The organism is Deltaproteobacteria bacterium (assembly GCA_019308905.1).
Lineage (GTDB): Bacteria > Desulfobacterota > BSN033 > WVXP01 > WVXP01 > JAFDHF01.
In genome coordinates this window covers 129155-149260 of record JAFDHF010000002.1, presented here as the reverse complement: position 1 = coordinate 149260, position 20106 = coordinate 129155, and the positions used below count along the sequence as shown (strand labels likewise).

Annotated in this window: 17 protein-coding genes and 1 pseudogene; 2 read left to right on the top strand and 16 right to left on the bottom strand. The window is 58.0% G+C overall.

The features are described from left to right. Positions 1–67 precede the first annotated feature (67 nt). From JRJ26_01675 to JRJ26_01660, 4 genes are all read right to left on the bottom strand, one after another. Complete coding sequence (locus tag JRJ26_01675; GenBank protein ID MBW2056184.1) at positions 68–2053, bottom strand: RiPP maturation radical SAM C-methyltransferase; 1986 nt, start codon at positions 2051–2053, stop codon at positions 68–70. Positions 2054–2069: 16 nt separating this feature from the next. Continuing rightward, positions 2070–3149 (bottom strand): radical SAM protein, encoded by a 1080-nt coding sequence (locus JRJ26_01670; protein ID MBW2056183.1) that lies wholly within the window; start codon positions 3147–3149, stop codon positions 2070–2072. 122 nt (positions 3150–3271) lie between these two features. After that, positions 3272–3583, bottom strand: coding sequence for a hypothetical protein (locus JRJ26_01665; protein MBW2056182.1), 312 nt, complete (start codon positions 3581–3583; stop codon positions 3272–3274). A 195-nt stretch (positions 3584–3778) separates the two neighbouring features. After that, a complete protein-coding gene (locus tag JRJ26_01660) occupies positions 3779–4477 on the bottom strand; it encodes an isoprenylcysteine carboxylmethyltransferase family protein (GenBank protein MBW2056181.1) in 699 nt (232 codons plus the stop codon). A 462-nt stretch (positions 4478–4939) separates the two neighbouring features. On the opposite strand from JRJ26_01660, the gene ggt reads away from it, so the two are divergent. Together ggt and JRJ26_01650 are read left to right on the top strand one after the other, a co-directional pair. Continuing rightward, the gene (gene ggt, locus JRJ26_01655) at positions 4940–6526 is read left to right on the top strand and encodes a gamma-glutamyltransferase (protein MBW2056180.1); all 1587 of its coding nucleotides are present in this window, start codon (positions 4940–4942) and stop codon (positions 6524–6526) included. A 68-nt stretch (positions 6527–6594) separates the two neighbouring features. Then, entirely contained in the window at positions 6595–6936 is a 342-nt protein-coding gene (locus JRJ26_01650; protein ID MBW2056179.1) for an MGMT family protein, read from the top strand. A gap of 30 nt (positions 6937–6966) precedes the next feature. On the opposite strand, the gene JRJ26_01645 is transcribed toward JRJ26_01650, so the two are convergent. The 12 genes and pseudogenes from JRJ26_01645 to JRJ26_01590 form a co-directional block, all read right to left on the bottom strand. Next, a complete protein-coding gene (locus tag JRJ26_01645; protein ID MBW2056178.1) occupies positions 6967–8037 on the bottom strand; it encodes a 4Fe-4S binding protein in 1071 nt (356 codons plus the stop codon). Then, positions 8034–8990: an agmatinase gene (gene speB / locus JRJ26_01640; GenBank protein ID MBW2056177.1), complete on the bottom strand. Its 957-nt coding sequence runs from the start codon at positions 8988–8990 to the stop codon at positions 8034–8036. The genes JRJ26_01645 and speB overlap by 4 nt, the downstream gene beginning before the upstream one ends. Before the next feature lie 72 nt (positions 8991–9062). Further along, the gene (locus tag JRJ26_01635) at positions 9063–10205 is read right to left on the bottom strand and encodes an ABC transporter ATP-binding protein (GenBank protein ID MBW2056176.1); all 1143 of its coding nucleotides are present in this window, start codon (positions 10203–10205) and stop codon (positions 9063–9065) included. 146 nt (positions 10206–10351) lie between these two features. After that, a complete protein-coding gene (locus tag JRJ26_01630) occupies positions 10352–11485 on the bottom strand; it encodes a spermidine/putrescine ABC transporter substrate-binding protein (GenBank protein ID MBW2056175.1) in 1134 nt (377 codons plus the stop codon). 178 nt (positions 11486–11663) lie between these two features. Continuing rightward, a complete protein-coding gene (locus JRJ26_01625) occupies positions 11664–12455 on the bottom strand; it encodes an ABC transporter permease (protein MBW2056174.1) in 792 nt (263 codons plus the stop codon). Next, the gene (locus JRJ26_01620; GenBank protein ID MBW2056173.1) at positions 12452–13360 is read right to left on the bottom strand and encodes an ABC transporter permease; all 909 of its coding nucleotides are present in this window, start codon (positions 13358–13360) and stop codon (positions 12452–12454) included. Before JRJ26_01620 ends, JRJ26_01625 begins: the two co-directional genes overlap by 4 nt. A 94-nt stretch (positions 13361–13454) precedes the next feature. Beyond that, positions 13455–14939 (bottom strand): trimethylamine methyltransferase family protein, encoded by a 1485-nt coding sequence (locus tag JRJ26_01615; GenBank protein MBW2056172.1) that lies wholly within the window; start codon positions 14937–14939, stop codon positions 13455–13457. A 41-nt stretch (positions 14940–14980) separates the two neighbouring features. Further along, positions 14981–15661 carry a corrinoid protein gene (locus tag JRJ26_01610; GenBank protein ID MBW2056171.1) on the bottom strand — a complete coding sequence of 227 codons (681 nt, stop codon included), beginning with the start codon at positions 15659–15661 and terminating at the stop codon, positions 14981–14983. 82 nt (positions 15662–15743) lie between these two features. Further along, positions 15744–17153: pseudogene (gene mtbB / locus JRJ26_01605) on the bottom strand ([dimethylamine--corrinoid protein] Co-methyltransferase). A gap of 57 nt (positions 17154–17210) precedes the next feature. Continuing rightward, positions 17211–17669, bottom strand: a complete 459-nt coding sequence (locus JRJ26_01600; GenBank protein MBW2056170.1) for a trimethylamine methyltransferase family protein — start codon at positions 17667–17669, stop codon at positions 17211–17213. Between the two features lie 12 nt (positions 17670–17681). Next, complete coding sequence (locus tag JRJ26_01595) at positions 17682–18665, bottom strand: trimethylamine methyltransferase family protein (GenBank protein ID MBW2056169.1); 984 nt, start codon at positions 18663–18665, stop codon at positions 17682–17684. A 24-nt stretch (positions 18666–18689) separates the two neighbouring features. Further along, on the bottom strand, positions 18690–19991 hold the full coding sequence (locus JRJ26_01590) for an aspartate aminotransferase family protein (protein MBW2056168.1): 1302 nt from the start codon (positions 19989–19991) through the stop codon (positions 18690–18692). Positions 19992–20106 lie beyond the last annotated feature (115 nt).

The following is a 20106-nucleotide window of genomic DNA, read 5'->3' as shown; positions in this document are numbered from 1 at the left end:
ATCGTGCTCGATGATATGAACCCGCAGAGCTGAAACTCAAAGGGAGACCGATCCATGGTTCTTTTCTTCACTCATCCGGGGAGGCACCGGTTTTCCCGGCAGGAGTCGCTCTTTTCTCAGGATAGTAGAATCCCCCGGGAAAGTCCCTGGTCTGGAGCATGACCTGCCGGGGGGGAGTGACGGCGAGGGAGAGGAATCTCCCGTTCTGGTGGACCAGGACCTTCCGCTCCACGAGGCCTCCAAGGGCTCGGGATACGTCCGCTCTGCGATTCGCTCCTCCCCTCATGCAACGGGTCTCGATCTCAGGGAGTCGGCGGGCGCGATCACAGAAGCGAAGCACGAGGCTTTCGAGCGCGGTCAGGATGGTTCCAGTCTCGACGGCGCATGGCCGCGTGTCATAGAGTACGCTCTCTTGGCGCCCACTGCAGGGCAGCACGTGGAGAACCGCCCGCTCCCGTCCGGGTTCGGATGTCCAGAACGCCTTGCGCCACCGGAGCCACTCCTGTTTGACGGCTTCCAGACCAGGCCGCTCGCCGCCGGGGCGTTTTGTGCCGACGTCCTCGAAGAAGTATGCCATGTCGTCAATCAGGTCAGCGGGCAGGGCGTACACAAACCGGTAAGCCTCTCGCGGGGCGAGCCGGAGACCGAAAGGTTCGGGGTTCTCGTGGTAGACGCTGAACCGATCGTAACGAAGGGGAACGAGATTCCGAGGCGGCTCCAGATGGGCCAACAGGGGAAGCAGGCGGCTCATCTCCACGTACCACTCGTCTTCTTCGCCGGGGAAGCCATAGAGGAGGTTGTAGCTGACTCGGATCCCGAGCTCGTAAGCCCAGCGCAGGACCTCGATATTTTGGAGGACCGTGGTTCCCTTGTTCATGAGAGAGAGCAGGCGCGGATGAAAGCTCTCGATACCCACCTGGAGCCATCGGACACCACCTCGAGCCATGGATTCGATCTGGCGTCTGGCCATGACCCGGGTCTCGAAGAAGAGAGAGATCCCGTCCTTTCGGTCGGCCAGGCGGGGGAAAACCTCATCCACGAGCCCGGGTTCGAGGTTGTTGTCGACAAACTCCACCCGGGGAGTCCCGTAACGGGTACAGAGATCGTCTATTTCCCTCAAGATGCGGCCGACCGACTTGGAGCGGTAGGTGAGCCCCGCACCGTTCAAGCCGCAGAATCTGCAGCGGTGCCTCTGTCCCCACCAGCAACCCCTCGATGCCTCCAGCAGCAACCCCGGGCGGATGGAGTGAACAAGGGGAGAGCGGGTCAGTTGGTCAAAATAATCGTCGTAGTCGGGCGGTTCGGTCGTGTCGAGGTCCCACACCACCGCTCGTGCCTTTTCGGACTGCTCCAGCGCCGCGGCACGGGCCGAACCGATCACACACTCCGGCAAGAGGTTCTCATCCAGCGTCCTCCCGCGGTCGAGTATCTGCTGCAGCAAGTCAGGGAAGATCGACTCGGCTTCCCCTGATACCACGAAATCGACCCAGGGGAATGCGCGACGAAGCGCACGACCCATCGGCCCCTCGCAGTTCGCGCCTCCCAAGAGGGTCACCACGGCCGGATCGAGTTCCCGGATCCGTTTCAGAAGGGCCAGTGCAGCGCAGTTCTGCTGGAAGGACGACGTGCAGCCCACGACGCATGGGCGGGTCTCGACGACGGCCAGGGCAAACGCTTCTACGAATTCCTCCGCCCACCGTCGGGCTTCTTGGAGGGTCTCCATGAGATCCCGGCCCGGCAGGACGGCCTTGAAGGTGCTCTCCGTGTAGCCGCCGGCCACGAAGCGTCGAATATACCCCTCCGAGGCCTCATGGTTCTCTGGAAACAGGACCCCCGCAAAAACCCATTCGCCGAAGAGGTCGATGTACTCGCCCGTGTTTGCAAACCAGAAGTAAAGGTCGAGGCCGATTCGCTCGGCAAAAGCCAGGTTGGCATAGAGGACACGGCACGGCACCCGGGCCTTGCAGGCGCTTGCCTTTAGCAGTCCCAATCCCACGCTCGGTCGCTCGATGGCCCCGAAGGGGGGATTGATTAGACAGACCTGTTCAGACATTCCTCGTTCTCAGGGGCTATGCGGACCCTGCCCCAACCAGTCGCCGGAGTCCTGCCCTTGCCTCCAGGTAATCGTCGTAGCGGTCCCCCAGGCTGGCCGCGAGGTGAATGGCTTGGAGCTCCAACTCGGCCCTTCTGGGAAGGAGGAATTCCCTGAGGGCCCGTGTCGCAGCTCCGTCATGGAGCAAAGCCGCACAGAGATCGCACTGGTTGACGATGGGCGTCCTGGTGTCTGGTTCGACCCCCGACTCCCCGGCAACCTGGCGAAGAGCCCAGGGACCTCGGAGCATGAGGAACAGAAAAAGGGGATCCGTCTCCAAATCCTCCTGGAGGCGGCGTAGTGAAGTCCGATGAAGATTGCCGACAACGAATTCCGGGCGGAAACCGGTCCGTGTCGCGGTGGCAGGACTGCAACATGCGGCGAGATCTCCTGCCGGTGTCACCACCGGCTCGGCCACGACGAACGCGCATGGTCCATCGAGGCGCTTTGCGCCACTCGAGAGATCGAGGCCGGCAAATGACGAGGAATCGAAACTCGACAGAGCCCGCCCGTTGGGGGAAACGTGCCCCGGCTTCACCCAGAGAGAGGGATGTGGTGGGAGATCGAGCCGCTCGAGGAGGGAAGACACCGCCGATTCGAGGTCGCCGTCCAGGATCGCAGAACTCACGATGACGCGGAGCCCCAAATCCAGTGCCACGGCAACGGCGGTTCGGACCCGCTCGCCGGGTACACACGCCTCGTGAGGTTCGTCGTAGCTCACGGTCAGGGTTTTCAAGCCCTCCTGGCAAAGGACCCGGAGAAGGCGTCTGGCATGACGTTCACTGGCCGCCCAGAGTCCGTTCGTTACGATCCGGACCCGCAGTCCGAGGCGGCCGGCTTCGGCTACCACGGCTCGAAGGGTTTCATACTCCACAAAAGGCTCCCCGCCAGTGAAGACGACCCCGCGCCCGCCGGCCCGGGAGACCTCTCGAACAAAGCGCCTGGCATCCTCGATGGGCATCCGGTCAGTACGCTCCGGCCCGGCCTCAAAGCAGCAGTGGCGGCACATCGCATTGCATCGAAAGGTCAGGAGCATCCCAACTGAATTCAGAAACACACCGATCACCTTCCCCGAGGCACTGGCCGAGCACGGAAGAGACAGGGGAAGGTGTATACCCTACCCCTTCCCCTTAGCGTCAGATGACGTGTAATCTCCGTACCGGAGATTCAGATCGCCACTCAAGCCACCGGAATGGCCGCAACCGGGTCGTGTTTCCCGGTCAGGACGGTCTCCAGGCTGAAAGCCTGGTTTCTGAGCTGTACCTCGAGCTCCGAAGGAACCGAGATGCCGGCATCTTCAAGATACTTGACCGGATCTTCCACGAACTTGTCGCGCTCGGATTTAGAATCCCGGAGCTTGAGCCCGATCTTGTGGAGTCCGCGAAAGGAGCTGATCTTCAGATTCCTGGCTTGAGGCAGACACTTCCCTCCTCTCCCTTGGATTTGACTTCTTTTGACATCAGTTGACTTATACTGTACAGAACTTGACATGTTAATCTTTTTTTTCGGCCCTTCTCCGCTTTTCCTCCTTTGCCTTATCTTCCATCTCTTCCCGGGTTTCCCCACCCGCTTGCCCACCGCAACCCGGCACGGTCTCACCCGAAGGTCCGTCCCCGTGCTTCATCTTCGACAGGACCATGGCGCAACAAAAGGGGATTGCCGAGAGGCAGAAACGACCCACACCCATCACCATATACCGGGCAGGAGGCGATATCTGACTTCCTGGGTGTACTCTTCATATCCCTCGAGTTCGCGCCGTAAGGTCGTGTCCTCCAGATATGCCCGGACGCCGATCAGGACGGATACGGCTCCGGCCGGGACCAAACCCCACAGAGAGCCGAGCAGAAGCGGGGTTGCCAAAATACCCAAGATCTCCCCGAGATAACCCGGATGCCGGATCACCGAATAGGGCCCCTTGGAGATCACCTGATGGCCCCTGTCGGCCTGAATCCGCATGACGCTCGAAAAAAACGGGTTGACGAGCATGCTCCAAATGGAAATCACGGAGGAGAATCCATAGACCAGGAGCACCATGCCCAACCCGTACGGCGATAATGAAAGGCCCTCGCCGTATCGACCTGCGTCGAGGCTCGCCACGACGACGACCGAATAGCTCAGAGGAAAGAGCAGAGCGACCAGGATCTTGTCCCACCTCTTCCTTCCGGGTCCCGGCTTCATTCGTTCGTGCAGAAGATCGATCGGCACGAAGAGGATGACGGCCGACAGGTCGCCCAACAGGATTCCGATGTAGAGCCAGCCCTGCCAGTATGTCAGCCGTCCCGCCGCCAGGAAGACAGTCAGCATGGTTAGGAGGGTGACAAAGATCGATTTCTTCACGGCCTGCAGGAAGACCGGATTCCTCAATCGCTCTCGAATCTTCACCATTTCGACTCAAGACTCCTGTTTTGCGCCGGCCCTCACTGTTGCGGGACGAGGGGAAAGGCCTCTCGAGCCTCCGGCCCGGTACCTTCGGACTTGGGAGGGGGGGGCAGGCACATCCTGCACCGTGTCTTGAATCCTTCCGCACAGGGGATCGCGCTTCCATGGGAGAAGTTATCAGGCTCGGAAGAATTGAGCAAGGCCTCGTGCAGGATGAGCCCGCCCTGGAGGTGGTGTGGGCGAAACCACTATCGCAGACCGGAACAAATCGAGGGCCGACGGCTCACCTCGGCCCGCATGCCCCTTTGGCCGTCTCATATCTGCCAATATGCTTGACTCCTCGAAGCCCGAGAGTATGATAGAAAACAGAGGTGGACACGACCGATGCCTCCTGGTTTCTGGCACAGGTGAGGCTGTCAACAGGGCAGGCTCCTGGCAAGAAGGGGCGATACCTTCCGGGGTGATCTCGTGGATAGACCGGCAGAGACGAGGAGCTACCGCTGCGCAGTCTATTCGGCAGGGGGGATTTGCGCAACGAGCCAGCCCCTGGCGACCCTCGCAGGGGTCGAGATTATGCGCAAGGGCGGGAGTGCCGCCGATGCTGCCATCTCCATGCTCAATACCCTCACGGTCGTGGAGCCCTTCATGAACGGGCCGGGCGGCGACCTTTTCGGGCTCTATTTCGACTCAGCCCGAAAAGAGTTGGTGGGATTGAATTCCAGCGGCCCTGCGCCTGCCGGCTTGTCCGTTGAGACGGTCCTTGCAAGGGGCTTCACAACCATGCCTCAGAGTGGCCCTCTCACCATCACGGTTCCGGGAGCGTTGGCCGGGCTTGCCGCCTTTCATGAGAGGTATGGAAGGCTCCCCTGGGAAAGACTCTTCGAAGCGGCTCTCGGCTATGCAGAGGCCGGGTTTCCCGTGACTGAGGTCATCTCCTGCCAGTGGAGGCGTGCGGTCCCCTTTTTGCGTGAACACGGGGGCTCGGCTCTGCTCTATCTGCCTGATGGGAGGGCGCCTTTGCCGGGTGAGGTTTTCGTAAACAGGCCTCTTGGAGCGACTCTCTCGACCGTGGCCCGGGAAGGGGTGGAATCGTTTTACAAGGGCGAACTGGGGGAGAGGATCTGCAGTGCCATGGCCTGCCATGGATCGCCGCTTTCGATCGGGGATTTGAGGTCCTTTGTTCCGGAGTGGGTCGAGCCGATTTCTACGGAATACAGGGGCCGTGAGGTATACGAGCTTCCGCCGAACTGCCAGGGGATAACCGTCTTGCAAATGCTGAAGATACTCGAGGATTTCGATCTCGAGGCCATGGGTTTGAATTCGCCGGACTATATCCATCTGCTGGTGGAGGCCAAGAAGTTCGCCTTTTTCGACAGGGACACCCGGCTCGGGGATCCCCGCTTCATCGGGCAGGGCTGGACCCGGCTGGTCTCCGACGAGAGGATCGGGCGGTTCAAGAACTGGTTCAATCCCGATCGGGCGTCCACCGTACAGACCAGGCAGAGCCCCTCGGATACTGTCTATGTTGTCGCCGTCGACAGGGAGAGAAACGTCGCGTCCTTCATCTCATCGATCTTCTCCCACTTTGGTTCAGGACTGGTGGCAGGTGATACGGGGATCATCATGCAGAACAGGGGGAGTCTCTTCTCCATGGACAGGGGAAACCCCAACTGCCTTGAACCGGGCAAGAGGCCCCTCCACACGATCATCCCCGCCATGGTACTCGGAGATGGGAGACCCGAGCTCGCCTTCGGTGTCATGGGGGGACACATGCAGCCCCAGGGTCATGTCCAGATATTGAACGATCTCTATGTTTTCGGCCTGGGAGTTCAGGAGGCCTGTGACGAGCCGAGGTTTTTCCATGACGGCACCGAGTTGCACCTCGAGTCTTCGATTCCATACAGGACCAGGCAGAAGCTCCTTGCACGGGGGCACAGGATAAGGGAGGCCGTTGATGTTTTCGGTGGATTTCAGGGCGTGTGGCTGGAGCCTTCAGGAGGCGTATTGATAGGTGGATCTGATCCACGAAAGGACGGGTGTGCCATCGGATACTGAAAGGCTACGAGGAAGGCAGGGAGATTTCTTGAAGGAATATGCGGCCCGAGAGAGGAGGCCCAATGGCTATGAAGAGAAAGCGTGGAGAGGTCACCGAATTTCAAAACCGGGTCTATGCTGCTGCGAGAAAGATTCCCCGAGGAAAGGTGACCACATACAAGTATCTGGCCCGGGCGATCGGTTGTGGTTCTAGCCGGGCCGTGGGCCAGGCGCTCAGAGTGAACCCCTTTGCACCCGAGGTTCCGTGCCACCGGGTGATCCGCTCCGACCTGACGATCGGTGGTTTTTCCGGACAGGTCGAAGGCCCGAGTATTGAGGAGAAGAAGGCGCTTCTGGCCCGCGAAGGGGTGAGGTTCGACGGCGACCGGCTTTCCAGGCGAGAGGATGTCTACCGTTTTGACGATCTCTAGGCCGGTAAGGGATGGCGGGAAAGGCCGCTGCTACTCGGTCAGTCCGCGGTTGCGGAGGCGCTCTTCTTCCCACGTGATGTAGTCGGTCGGTGGTTGGAGGAGCTCTTTTTCTTGTTTTCTTTCAAGCCTTGCCACACCGTTGGGGCATCCTGTGACGCAGAGGCCGCACCCGATGCAGCGCTTCAGGTCTACAAGGGCCACCCCTTCCTGCTTAGAGATGGCATGAACCTGGCATCGATCGATGCATGTTCCACATCCCACGCACCTGTCAGGGTCGATGACCGCGAAGTAGTTGGCAGCAGCGACCGAGTTTTCCACCCCCCAATCGTTGATTGCCCGGAGGATCTCACAGCAGCATCCGCAGCAGTTGCAGACATAACCAATCCCTCCTGCCACGTTGCTCACCGTGTGAACCAGGCCGATATGCTCTGCTTCGTCCAAAAGGGCAAGAGCTTCCTTTTGGGAGATTTCGTGCTCAGAAGAATGTGCCGAGGACTCCGACGAGAAAATAAGGCAGTTTCTGATGGGATAGCTACACCGCCGGCCTCCCACCAAATCCTGCTGGGTTCGGCAGAAGCAGTCCCTGGCACGGAAGGTCTTGGATGTGAGCAGGATAGCTCGAACATCGTCATAGGGCAGTACCCATTCAGACTTGACCGACCCCCGTGCAGGAATGACACGGTGAAGGGCCGGATCCGGACTCATGATCCCTCTTGCGCCGCCCTCTGCCATATACCTGTCTGCGAGCCGGGCGAGTTCGGGATCCCTGGTTTGGAGAACCTGGTCCTCGATGATTCCGATGATAAAGGGTGCCAGTCTGAATCCCGGCCGGGGCAGGTCTTGATCGACCCAGACAAGGCCCCGTTCTGCCATCTTCATTAACCGGGCCCTCGTCTCCTCGGGAAGATGTTTGGCCCTCTCGGCTATGGTCTCTGCAGGTTCAAAGGTGCGACCCATTTGGCAGGCAAGGGCCGCCTCTTCCAGAGAAAAGATCTTCTTGAGAAGCGGTATCTCAACGTTGGAGAGGGTTCTAGGAAAGCCATTGGGTAGCCTGTCCAAGGCCCCTGCAAGCCTTTCGTAAATGCCCATGTCATGATTCATCTTGCAGGTCTCCTCTCGGATGATAGCCTGTTCACAGCCAGAAGAGAGAGAAACTCAAATGCAAGGTTTGCTGCCAAAATAGAGGTGATCTCTCCGGCATCATAAGGGGGACTCACCTCTACTAGGTCGAATCCCACCAGGTCGAGTCCCGCCAATCCCCGCACCATCTGCAGCATCTGGTAACTTGTAAAGCCGCCGATCTCCGGCGTTCCCGTGCCGGGAGCGTAGGCCGGATCGACCGCGTCGATGTCAAGGGACACGTAGACCCTACGACCGCCCATCAGGTCCTGAATGGTCCTGATTACCGAGGGCATGCCCATTTCAAAACAGGCCTCTATGGGCAGTATCCTGGCACCGAGGCTCTCTGCGGCTGCAAGCTCTCTTGAGTCGAGAAGAGGACCCCTTATACCGATCTGGATGTAAGCATCCCGATGGATCAATCCCTCTTCAATGGCGTGGCGGAAAGGTGTTCCGTGATCTATCCTTCCCTCCATGGTATCTGCATGCGAGTCGAAATGTACCACGGCCAGCTGGCCTAGCCTTGCCGCATGGGCCCGGAGGAGCGGGAGGGTGATGGAATGGTCACCCCCTAGTGCGATAACCTTAGGACCACGATCCAGAAGAGCCCCCACTTCGGCGGTTATGGCCTCTATGGTGGTCTGAATGTCGGTGGGCTGCACGGCTACGTCACCGTAGTCCACAATCCTCATGACTTCAAGGGGTGCGACACCGAGAATCCTGTTGTATCCCCAAATAGCGAGTGAAGCCTCGCGGATCTTCCGCGGGCCAAATCTGGTGCCGCTACGAAAACTGCTGGCACCGCTGTCAAAGGCGATGCCTACGATGGCCTCATCTACTCCGTAGAGCCTGCGGCTCGCTTGCCGGTGCATGAAAGTTGGGATCCCAGCGTAGGCCATGAGATGGGCCCCATAGGCTGGATCTGGTTCTTCCATAGCCATCTCTCCTCCAAAAGCAGTTGAAATCCCCAGAGCCCGTATTCGTGTTCAACCCTACAGCCAGCCTTCTCAGCCGACCAACACGTTGCTCTGGCGCCAGTTCCAACGCGCAATCACTTCCTTGCCAGGTGAAGCTTCTATATTTTGTGCCTCGCCTCTACCGAGATGAACTGTAAGGGGGGTGTCGGACGGTCGTATCAAAACCGTGAGTTCAGAGAAGTCGCCCTGGTAGAAGACCTCGTCGATTGTGCCGTGAAAGGCGTTGTTCTCTTCCGGGTCAAGGGGCTGTCCCTCACCTGTCTCGGAAAGAACCTGAATCAGCTCCGGGTGAACGGAGCAGCCCGTAATCTTCTCGCACTCCGCCTCCTCAGGTTCGGGGGCCAGTATCCTAAGACCCTCCCGGGTTTCGAGCTGGATCTTTCCATTCCCCCTGGAGATCATCTCTCCCAGGAAAATGTTGGTTGCTCCCATGAAAGAAGCTACAAAGGTGGTCTTAGGGGTCTCGTATATCTCGCTCGATGTCCCTATCTGAACGACCCTTCCGTCTTTCATCACACCGATCCTATCGGAAAGGCTGAGTGCCACCTTCTGGTCATGGGTAACATAGAGAAAGGTTGTTCCCACCTCCCGCTGGATTCTCTTCAGTTCGACCTGCATCTCCTTTCTCAACTTCCGGTCCAAGGATGCGAGAGGTTCGTCAAGGAGCAGCACCTTGGGCTTCAGAACCAGAGAACGTGCCAGAGCGACCCGCTGTTGCTGGCCGCCACTGAGCTGGCTCGGCCTCCTGGTTTCCATTCCTTCCAGGTTGACAAAGGCAAGCACCTCCAAAACCCTCTGCCTGATTTCCTCCCTGGCCACCCTCCTTTCGACCAGACCAAAGGCGATGTTGTCGAAGATCGACATGTGGGGGAAAAGGGCCAGCTGCTGGAATACGATGCTGCAGTCTCTCTTGTAAGGAGGCACGTTGTTGACCACCCTCCCGGCGATCAGGACATCACCCTCGTCCGGCGTTTCCAGGCCTGCCACAATCCGGAGGAGAGTGGTCTTTCCGCAACCGCTGGGGCCGAGAAGCGAGAATATCTCCCCTTCCCTGATGGCCAGGCTTACATGGTCGACCGCCGTGATTTCTCCAAACCGTTTTACCGCGTCTCTTACCTCCAGGGCGAGTCCTGTTTGGCCAGCGCCTGGCGGTTTGCCGTTCCCAATTTTCATCCCTTATGACCCTTCGTCCTGCAAAGTAGAACAAGAGGATTCCGGCGCTTTCCTCTTGCTCGCCCAAGGCACTACAAAGCCCCCCCAGCAGGGAGGGGGGAACAAAGAAATCCCCCCTCCCCACTGTATCAGAGACGGCAGAGGAGCTATTTTTTCAGCTCCTCCCATATCTTAGCTCTCAGCTCTCTTCCCCTTCCGGTAACAGCCTTGATATCGAAGATGTCACACTTCTTGGCATATTCCGGTTTGATGATGAAGCCGGGCCATTTCTTCATCTCATCGGACATCAGCTCCATGACGTGTTTGTGGACAGGAGGATAGCCGATCCATTGGATCAGCTTTGCGTTCACATCCGTCCGGAAAAGATAATTGAGAAACAGGTGTGCCGCCGCCGGATGTTTACCGCCTATGGGAAGAAAGTCCGTGTTCAGGGCCATAAAAGTCCCCTCTGTCGGCAGGGCCCCCAGTATAGTGGGCATATCCTGATGGAGGAGCCAACTGTCTCCGACCCACAGGTGCGAGATCCAGGCCTCCTCTTCCACCAGGAGTCGCCTCGGCCAGGAATCGTAAGCCATCACCATTGGTTTCTGCTTGAGCAGAACCTTTCTTGCCTCTTCCAGCTCTTTCTCGTTCACAGAGTTGTACGAGTATCCGAGATACTTCAAGGCCGTGCCGACAGTCTCGAACATGTTGTCGATCATGGTAATCTTGCCTGCGTACTTCTTGCCCTCGAAAAGCAGCTTCCACGAGGGGATCAAGGGGTCGTTGGGGTCCACGTATTTCGAGTTGTACGTGTAGGTCGTAAAGTAGACAGAATCGCCGATCTGAAAATGGTTGCCCGGATCATAGGGTAGCTTCTTGTATTGGTCTTCCAGATAGGCATCCACATTGGGAAGCCAGTCATGGTTGAGCTGCCGGACCAGGCCCAACCCCTTCAGCCGCATCACATGTTCAGGCCCTATGCCTGTGACAAGGTCGTAGGGGGCCTTGGGATTGAGCTTGATCTTTGTCACCATCTCCTCTGAGTCCGCAAAATGATCCCTCGTGATCTTTACGCCAAATTCCTTTGTGAAATTGGCAAACAGATCCTCGGGCCACCACTCGGCCCAGTCGTAGATGAAAAGCCTGCTCCCCTCCTTGCGGACCTGATCCATGCAGGCCTTTGGTACCGGGTAATCCTTGTATTTGCCTTCGGCCAGGGCGCCGGACAGCACACCCATGGTGAAAACAATCGAGAAGAAAAAAGCCATGCCAACCTTGCCGAGATTCTTCATCTTCATTTGAGTGACCTCCTTCCTGCAGGTTCTTACTTCTGCAAGGGCTTCATGGAACAGAGCCTTTGTTCAAGAATCAATCTTCTCCTGATCCATGTGGTCTCCATACCGAAAGCTCTTCTCTCACCCCCTTTCGTGAAGGTGGACTAAGAGGCCTGGTCTCTCTCCCCCAGATCCGCCTTCCCTAAATGGATTCCCCCTTCTTCTCTACCAGCCGAAAAACGATGAGCGCTCCTATGGTCACGGCCACAAAGAGCGTCCCGATGGTATTGATGACAGGGGTGGCGCCGAACCGAATCTGGGAGAACACATAGATCGGTAGAGTCGTGGTACCGATTCCCGCCACAAAATAAGTGATAACGAAATCGTCAAAGGACCATGGAAAGATCAGAACCGCCGAGGCTATGATGGCCGGTAGCAAGAGGGGCCCGGTCACTCTCAGGAAAGTGCGGACCCGGTTTGCTCCCAGGTCGAGTGCGGCCTCTTCCCAGGCCCAGTCTATTCTCTGCATTCTCCCGAGGATGACAAATACGGCCAGGGGCGTACTGAAGGTTATGTGGGCCAGGATGATACTCGGGTATCCCAGGGGGATGTGTATCAGCCTAGTAAAAAACACGAGCAACGAAGCTCCTGTCACGACACTGGGCAAGACAATTGGAATAAGGATGGATGTCCGCAGGAGCTGTTTGCCCCTGAAACGGAACTTGTAGAGGCCGTATGCCGTGATGGTTCCTATCACTGTGGAGACGATGACCGTGACGGATGCGACCACAAGGCTCCGGAAGAGGGCATCTCTCACATCCATGTTGTGAAAGAGGAAAACATACCAGCGGGTGGTGAAATCTTCCCATTTTACGCCGTACTTATTGCTGCTGAAAGAAAAGACGATGATGACAAGAGCCGGAGCCCATAGGAAGAAATAGATGCAGAAAGACATCAGGCCGAGGAGTTTCGAGGCGACATTTCTTCGGTTCACAGAATTCTCTCCATCGCTTCCTTCCCCCCCCATTTGATGGAAAGGTATAGAATCAGGACCAGCGTGGCTGCCAGCATGACGGCTAGGCTGGAGCCCTCCGGGATATTGCCCAGCATGATGAACTTTTCGGCGACCAGGTTTCCAACCATCATAACCTTCGACCCACCCAGCAGATAGGGAACGAGCCAGTCTCCCAGAGTGGGGATGAACACGAGTATCGATCCTGCGATGAGCCCCCCCCGGGTGAGGGGGAGGGTGACCCTGAAGAAGCGGCGGATGGGTGTGGCCCCCAGATCCGTGGCAGCCTCGAGTAGGGCCGGATCGAGCCCTTCCAGGGAGGCATGGAGAGGGAGAACCATAAAGGGCAACCACGTGTAAACCAGGCCGACCATGACGATAAAGGGTGTGTAGAGCATCTCGATGGGGGCTGAGATGAGCCCGAGGTGGATGAGGAGGCTGTTGATGAGGCCCTGTTTTCCCACTATGGTCTTGAAGGCGTAAAGTCTGATAAGATAGGCCACCCAGGAGGGGATGATGACCATGAAGATGAGAAAGATCTTCCATCTGCCTCCGTACCTCGCGATAAAGTAGGCCAGCGGATAGGCCAAGACGATGCATGCCAGATTTGTCTGTGCAGCAAGATAAAAGGAGTAAAGAAAGACCTTTCCATAGCCGCCTCCAAGGATGGCCCGGAAATTATCGAGGTTGAACCGGTACACTATCTCGCCCAGAGGGCCTGCTTTCAGGAAGCTGAAAAACAGGATGATCACCAGGGGAGCAAAGACAAAGACCACTACCAGGACCGTGATCGGCCCCATGTAGAAGGGTATTTCCCAGGGAAAAAGGCTTTTGGGTCTTTTCTTCAGACCCGCTTCCGCCTCCCGGCTGATCTCGATCGCCTCCACGTGGATTCTCCTTGCTCGGGTCTCAGGCCGGAAAATCCTGCCTCTTTTTTCATGTCTTGTCTTCCCTTTGGAGGTTCTTCTTCGCCCATCGAGACTAGCCCAGCAGTTCTCTCTCGGCTGTCCTGATGATCCTCGCGAGCTCTTTCTCCACCTTCTCCTCAAGGGGGTTCGGGTGATGGTTGGCAAGAATCCACCTGATCTTTTCTATTGCAGCCTCCTGTGGATCGAGAAAGCCTCCAGCTTGGGGAGACCACTGGTTGGCGACACCGGGCTGCCAGAGCTTGCGGAGATTCTCGCAGGTATAATCCCTGTCGAGGAAGTGGCCACCAGGACCAACAGCCATGATCTCATCCAGGGCAAGTGCCCCCTCATCGATTCTGACTCCCTCTGTCATGGTCTTGACGGAGTTGAAAATCTCGGTGTCCAAGAGGATCTTCTCCGGGTACAGAAGAGTGTAGGCCTCGAGAAGCCCCAGAGAAGGCATAAGGTCAGGGCCTGTGAGAAAGGAGAACAGGGCATCGATGGCGTTGTCTTTCCCTGTCTGCCAACTTTCCGGCTTGCGAGCGTCGGTGCCTCCATAGCCGCTCATTACCGGGAGATTGTAGTAGTGCCCGAGTTGTACGACCGCCGTATGAAATCCCGCCTTCTGGGGCGCCGAGGCCCAGCATTGACCGGTGAAGGGGTTTATCATGTCGTGGAAAAAAGCGTAACAGACCGGCGCTCCGGGATAGACCAGTTGAATGAGGCAGAGGGCGCTCAGGATCTCCGCATTTCCCATGATCATGGTCCCTGCCATGGAACCCGGGCCGGTGGAGCCCACGACCGGCATGGTGCAGAAGCATACAGGGAGTCCCGCCTCGGCGAATCTCAGGGCCGCCTCCAGTGAGCCTTTGTCCTGTGTCAGTGGAGAAGTTGCACAGACCAGCAGGGAAAGGGGAGGGCGTTTTCTCAGCGATTCGCTGTCGCCTGCAACGGCTCTGGCCATCTCAACGGCATAACCTGCGGTCTTCGCCTCTGTGCAGCTGATGATATGGACGTGTTTTTCCGTGTGGGTAAAGGATGCCTCGAGTTCGTGGAGTGAGATCACCCCCGGAGGGACGTCACGGGCACTCACCATGGGCCAGTAAAAGCCGATGGAAGGAAGATAGTCGCAGATCTGGGCCATCATGGCCACGTCTCTTTTTGTAGAAGGCCTTCGCTTGCGAGTCTCCAGATCGACTACGGCCAGCCCAGTCCCCTCGGTCCCGCAGTAACTCCTGGTTCCATCCAGATAGAGATCGAGATCCTCGGGGCCTCTGGAAGCCATGGCGATGGTTCTCGGCGCGTTGGCGAGGCTTCTCATCAGCAGATCAGCCGGGATCCGGACGATCTTACTTTCGAAATCGACCTTTGCGCCTGCTTCCGCAAAGATCTTGAGACCCCTTTCATAGGGAAATCTCACGCCACTTTGCCCGAGAACCGTCAGCGTAGCCTGGTGAACCCTTTCGAGCTCTCTGCCACTGAGAAGCTCAATTCTCATCCCAGGTCTGACCACAATGGGGGTTATGCCGCTTCTGGCCCTCTCTCGCCATGTGTCCATGAATTAGTTCCCCCCTCCGGTCTTGGCCGCCTGAACCCCTTTTACCGATTCTTTCGACCTTTCTCAGGGGCCGCGGAGGCCTGGGATCCGAGGAGTTCCCTGATCTTCTGCACGGCCTCAGAGGCATCCTCTGCATAGGCGTCAGCACCGATTGTATCCGCCCACTGCTGGTCCACAGGTGCTCCTCCGATGATCGTCTTGAACCTGTCGCGGAGAAACCTCTTCCTCAGCTCATCCTCCAGGTCCTGCTGTGCCCCCATGGTGGTTGTCAGCATGGCGCTGGTGGCGATGACGTCGGCTTTCAGCTCAACGGCCCTCTTGATGAACTCATCGGTGGGTACCTCCCTGCCAAGATCGTGGACCTCGAAGCCGTGGGCAGAGAGAAAGGATTCAACGATGCTCTTCCCGATGTCGTGGATATCGCCCTCGACTGTTCCTATGACCACTCGACCTATCTGCTTCACCCTTTCCTTGGGCAGGGCCCCGTTACAGATCGCGGCGGCAGTCTTCATCGCCTCGGCGGCCAACATCAGCTCTGGCAGGAAGATCTCCTCCTGCTCAAAGAGTCTTCCCACCTCTGTTATCGCCGGAATAAAGCCATCCTCAAGAAGCGCCATGGGGTCGAGTCCTTGTGAAAGACCTTTCCTTGCAATTTCTCCGGCCTTGTTCTTATCGCCTTCCGTAATGGACTTTCTGGCCTCAGCCATGAGTTCTTCGTTCATGTTGCGAATCCCTCCCTGGAACAGCTCTTCTCACCGGGTGACCTTGAATCACGAAAAGTGATCTCGCCGCTCTGGACTCAATTCACGGGTAGCCGATCCTGGATTTGAACAGATCGACCGAATTGATCCGAATATCGAGCAGTTCGGCGATCTTGAGTTTGGCCGCTATTCCTTTAGCATCCCCTGCCACCGCCGTGATCACGCCTATGCCGAGCTCCTCCCTAACCCGGCGCATGACCTCCTCGTCTGACAGGTCCACCGGTCTCAGGCCCAATCTCTCTGCCACATAATGTTTGGCTTCGCCTATTTTCATCTTCCGGGTCATCTGCATCCAGGCCACCAGATCTCCGGCGGTCCTCATGCCACCCATACCCGCAGCCATTATGTGGGCCATAGGCATGCCGAAAGGATCCCCCGTGCCCACCTACAACCCGTCTGCCTTCCCGATTTCGACCAATGCCTTGGATGCCCTGGTCACACAGTCAATAGGAGGGATCTCAAACATGGGGACTCCTCCCACCCCCATGCCTGCGTTGACGTGGACGGGAATTCTGGCAGCTCGAACGGTCTCCTTGACAAAGGTCACAGCCCTGGCGAGGTTCCACGGCATCGATTTCGTGGTGTTTACGTTCACGGCTGGACCGAAGATATCCGCCCCTGCAGCCTCCGCGACCTTTACCTGTTCGTGGGGATACATACCTGCGAGCCGCTTGCCGTCGAACTTGATCTCGCCGTGCATGCCCAGGACGAACTCACTGGACATCCCCACTTCCACGGCCATGTGTGGGGCCGCACCCTTGAGTTCGGCCACGGCCTCCAGGGTCGCCCAAAAATCCGCGTCCCCGGCTGAGGCCGCGGTATCGAAGTTGATGCCCTCGCAGCCGACCTCGTAGAGTTTGGTGCCGATATAGACCATGTCCTTCCTGAGGCGGTCGGCCGCCTTTTCCTGGGTCTCTCTGGCTTCCCTGATCTTGCCCTGGGGGAGAAGATCCGCTGGATTGGGAAAGGGGCCGTCAGGCTGGTAATACAGGCCCAGATTGGGCTGCGAACCGTAAAAGAGGGGGATAGTGGTTACCTGAGATGCGGCGTAATACTCCTGCATCTCATAGAAGACCAGGGGCTTCACGGCCTTGTAGCTGTAATCGTGGTGTCCGAGCGATGCAGTGTCGGCCGCGCAACCCCGCTCATAGGTTAGAATCGACTGGAGCCGGCTCATGGGAATCCCCACCCCTCCATCGCTCTGCTCGCAGACAAGCAACATGGCACCGCCATCGTCCGTCATGACAACCTCGTGGCCTGGACGGACACTGACGATGCGGTTGGTGTCGGCAAAAATATCGAAGAGCTGCTCCACCTCCTCCTGGGAAAGTTCCGGAATTCCACCCCTCTGGGCCGCATCCCTGGTCCCTGCCCAGAGGTCCTCTTTGACTTGGTCGGGCAACATGGAGACCCTCTCCCCGTCGCCCATCCTGGTCAAGATATTGGTCGTCATTTCTCCCTCCTCGATGGAGAATCCTTTCTCTTCGGACCACAGATTCCTTCATGCGATTTATTCCGCACTGGCCACGATCCTTTCTAGCTGTTCCTCGACTCCGTCGGGTAGCGGAAGGGGCTTGTGGGTTTTCAGCAACTCCAGGGCTCTCTCGTTTGCCACTTGAAGCAGATCCTTGGATCCTCTCTTCTCCCATGCTCCTCGCATGCGACGATCGAAGATCCTCACCTGAGATTGCTCCGTGGCCACGTGCCTGAGGCTGTGCCTCTGGGTCAGGAAGTTACCCCCTATGCCCACCTGCTTGATCAGATCCACACCCATCGGCTCGTCCTCGACAGAAACCCCTGCAACCACTCTCTTGACCATCGCCGCGATCTCATCGTCGATGACCAGTTGGCCGAAGCTGAAGGTCATGCCCATCTCGAGCATGCCCAGACCGTAGATGAGATTGGCCCCTGCCAGGGCCGGCAGCAGAGCCGTAACGGTCTTCTCGTGGCCTGCCTGGGCATCGGATATCTTCGAATCAGCCTACCCGCCGGCGACATAGCTCGGAAGGTTGTAGTAGTTGGCAAGCTCCGCCACCAGGGCGCTTATCATCCCGAGTTCCGGCGCCCCCACGACCGCGGTTCCCCTTTTCATATCAAAGGTCGTGGTGGAACTGCCATAGATCACCGGGGCGCCGGGGCTGGTCAGTTGAGCCAGGACGATACCCGAAAGGACCTCTGCGTTGTGGGTGACCATGGCCCCCGAGAGCGAGATGGGGCTTGAAGCGCCGGCCATGGCCATGCTGAGGACGTCGATGGGAATCCAGTGTCTGGCAGCCTCGATGATCACCTCCGCCATGGGCTCGATGAGCTGTAAAGGGCTCGTGGGGCAGATGGCCAAGGAGACGATCGGTCTCGCCTTGAGTTGTTCCTCGCCTCCCACGATGGCCGAGGCCATTTCTATGATCTTTATCGCCCTCTGGCCGTCCTCGGCATCGCTGTGAAGGTGCTTGGAGCAGTTGACAAAACTCGCCTCGGCCATGTGGAGATCGTAGGATGAATCGGGCTTGTCCCTGGCTGCTACAGGAGTTGTGAGTACGTCCACGTTCTCCATGGCGTCTGCCAGAAGGGCTGTCATCCCCATGTCGTGTTTTGTCGAAGGCCTGACCTCTCCTGTCTCGGGATCTACCACAAGGACGCCTGTTCCAAAGGTCGTAAACCCGACTTCCCGCCCGCCCATCATGAAATCGTCGGCCGGATCACGGCCGGCAAGCAGGATGCGGCCAGGACAGGTGGAAAGGGCTTCCTTCACTATGTGGGGGGGGAATCTCACCACCTGGGTTTTCCTGTTGACCCAGCACCCGCCTTTGTCCAGGATGTCGAGGGCCTCATCGCTCCCCACCGAGATCCCCGTGGTCTGCATGACATCGAGCGTGGCCGCATGGATCTTCTCGAGGCCGTCCTGTGTGAGGGTCTTCAGGCCCCAGCCTGTCGACATCTCGGTGCCTGCTACTGGACCTTTCCGCATGAGTTCACCTCCTTTCTCCGGATTTCAGCCGAACACTTCCTTCACGGCTTCGTCAAAGGCCCCGATTGCCTGGTCCGCATCGCTGTCGCTGTGGGAGGCCGAGATGAACCATGGCTCTCTGGAGTCCTTGTCCGGCATCACGCCCTTCTCGAAGAGCTTCAGGATGACCTCCTCGTATGTGTCGTGGTCGGAATCGGCCCAGTCCCGATACTCGCGGACCTCCTCCTTTTCCGTGAAGACCACCCCCGGCATGGATGGAGGGCCTTGGACTATTCCGGGAACGCCTCTCTCTTTCAAGACGTTCTTGAGCCCCTCGGCCAGGATCCTGCCGTGGGCATCGACCTTTTCAAGAGCCCCTCCTGCGATGGCGTCGAGGGTCGCATCGGCGGCAGCGACGGCCACGGCATTGGCACAATAGGTTCCGCCGTGGGGAATCTTCTGCCAGCCGATCTCGCCCATGATCTCCTTCTTGCCGCCGATGGCCGCTATGGGGAAGCCGTTTCCCAGGGCCTTGGCATAGGTCACGAGGTCGGCCTTGATGTTGAAGTATTCCTGGGCCCCGCCTTTTGCGATCCTGAAACCCGTCTTGACTTCGTCCATGATCATGACGATTCCGTACTGATCGCAGAGGCTTCGGACGAGTTCGAGAAAGCCTTTCTTGGGCATGATGGAAGCCGTGTTTCCCATGAGAGGCTCGATGATGATGCAGGCGATATCTCCCCAGCTCTCTCTCACCTTTTTCTCAAGGAGTTCCTCGTCGTTGAAGGGAATGGAATAGACCAATTGGGCGATGACCTGTGGGATTCCCGAGCCCTGTGCCACGAGCACCGGTGATCTTCTATAGCCGGCGCCGGGAATGGGAGGTTGGCAGTTCCAGAGCGTGTAGTCGTGGAAGCCGTGGTAGCATCCCTCGAATTTGAGCACCTTGTCCCTGCCCGTATACGCCCGGGCGATCCGGATGGCGTGCATGGTGGCCTCTGTCCCCGAGTTCGCGTATCTCACCAGGTCTACTCCTGTGAGCTTCTTGATCTTCTCCGCGGCTGAGATCTCGTATTCGTTCGTCATGGCAAAGACGTTCCCCATCTCCAGGGCCTCCTTTACCCGCTCGACGACCGAGGGATACCCATGCCCTAGGATGGTGGGGCCGAAACCGAGGCGGTAGTCGATGTACCTCCTGTCATCCTGGTCCCAGATATAGGCTCCCTGGCCCCTTTTGATGATCAGGGTCTTGTCGTCACCCCAGTACCTGAAGTTCGAGTTAACCCCCAAGGGGATGACCTGTTGGGCTCTGTTCAGCATTTCCCGGCTTTTCTTGCCACTCTCCATAACCTTTCATACCTCCTTCTTGGGTTTGGTGTTATGACGACACAACAGAAAGATGGGCACAGGGTTTCCTCGGGACTTTCTCTGGTACCCTCTGGGCCTTCCAGTCTGTTGGGCG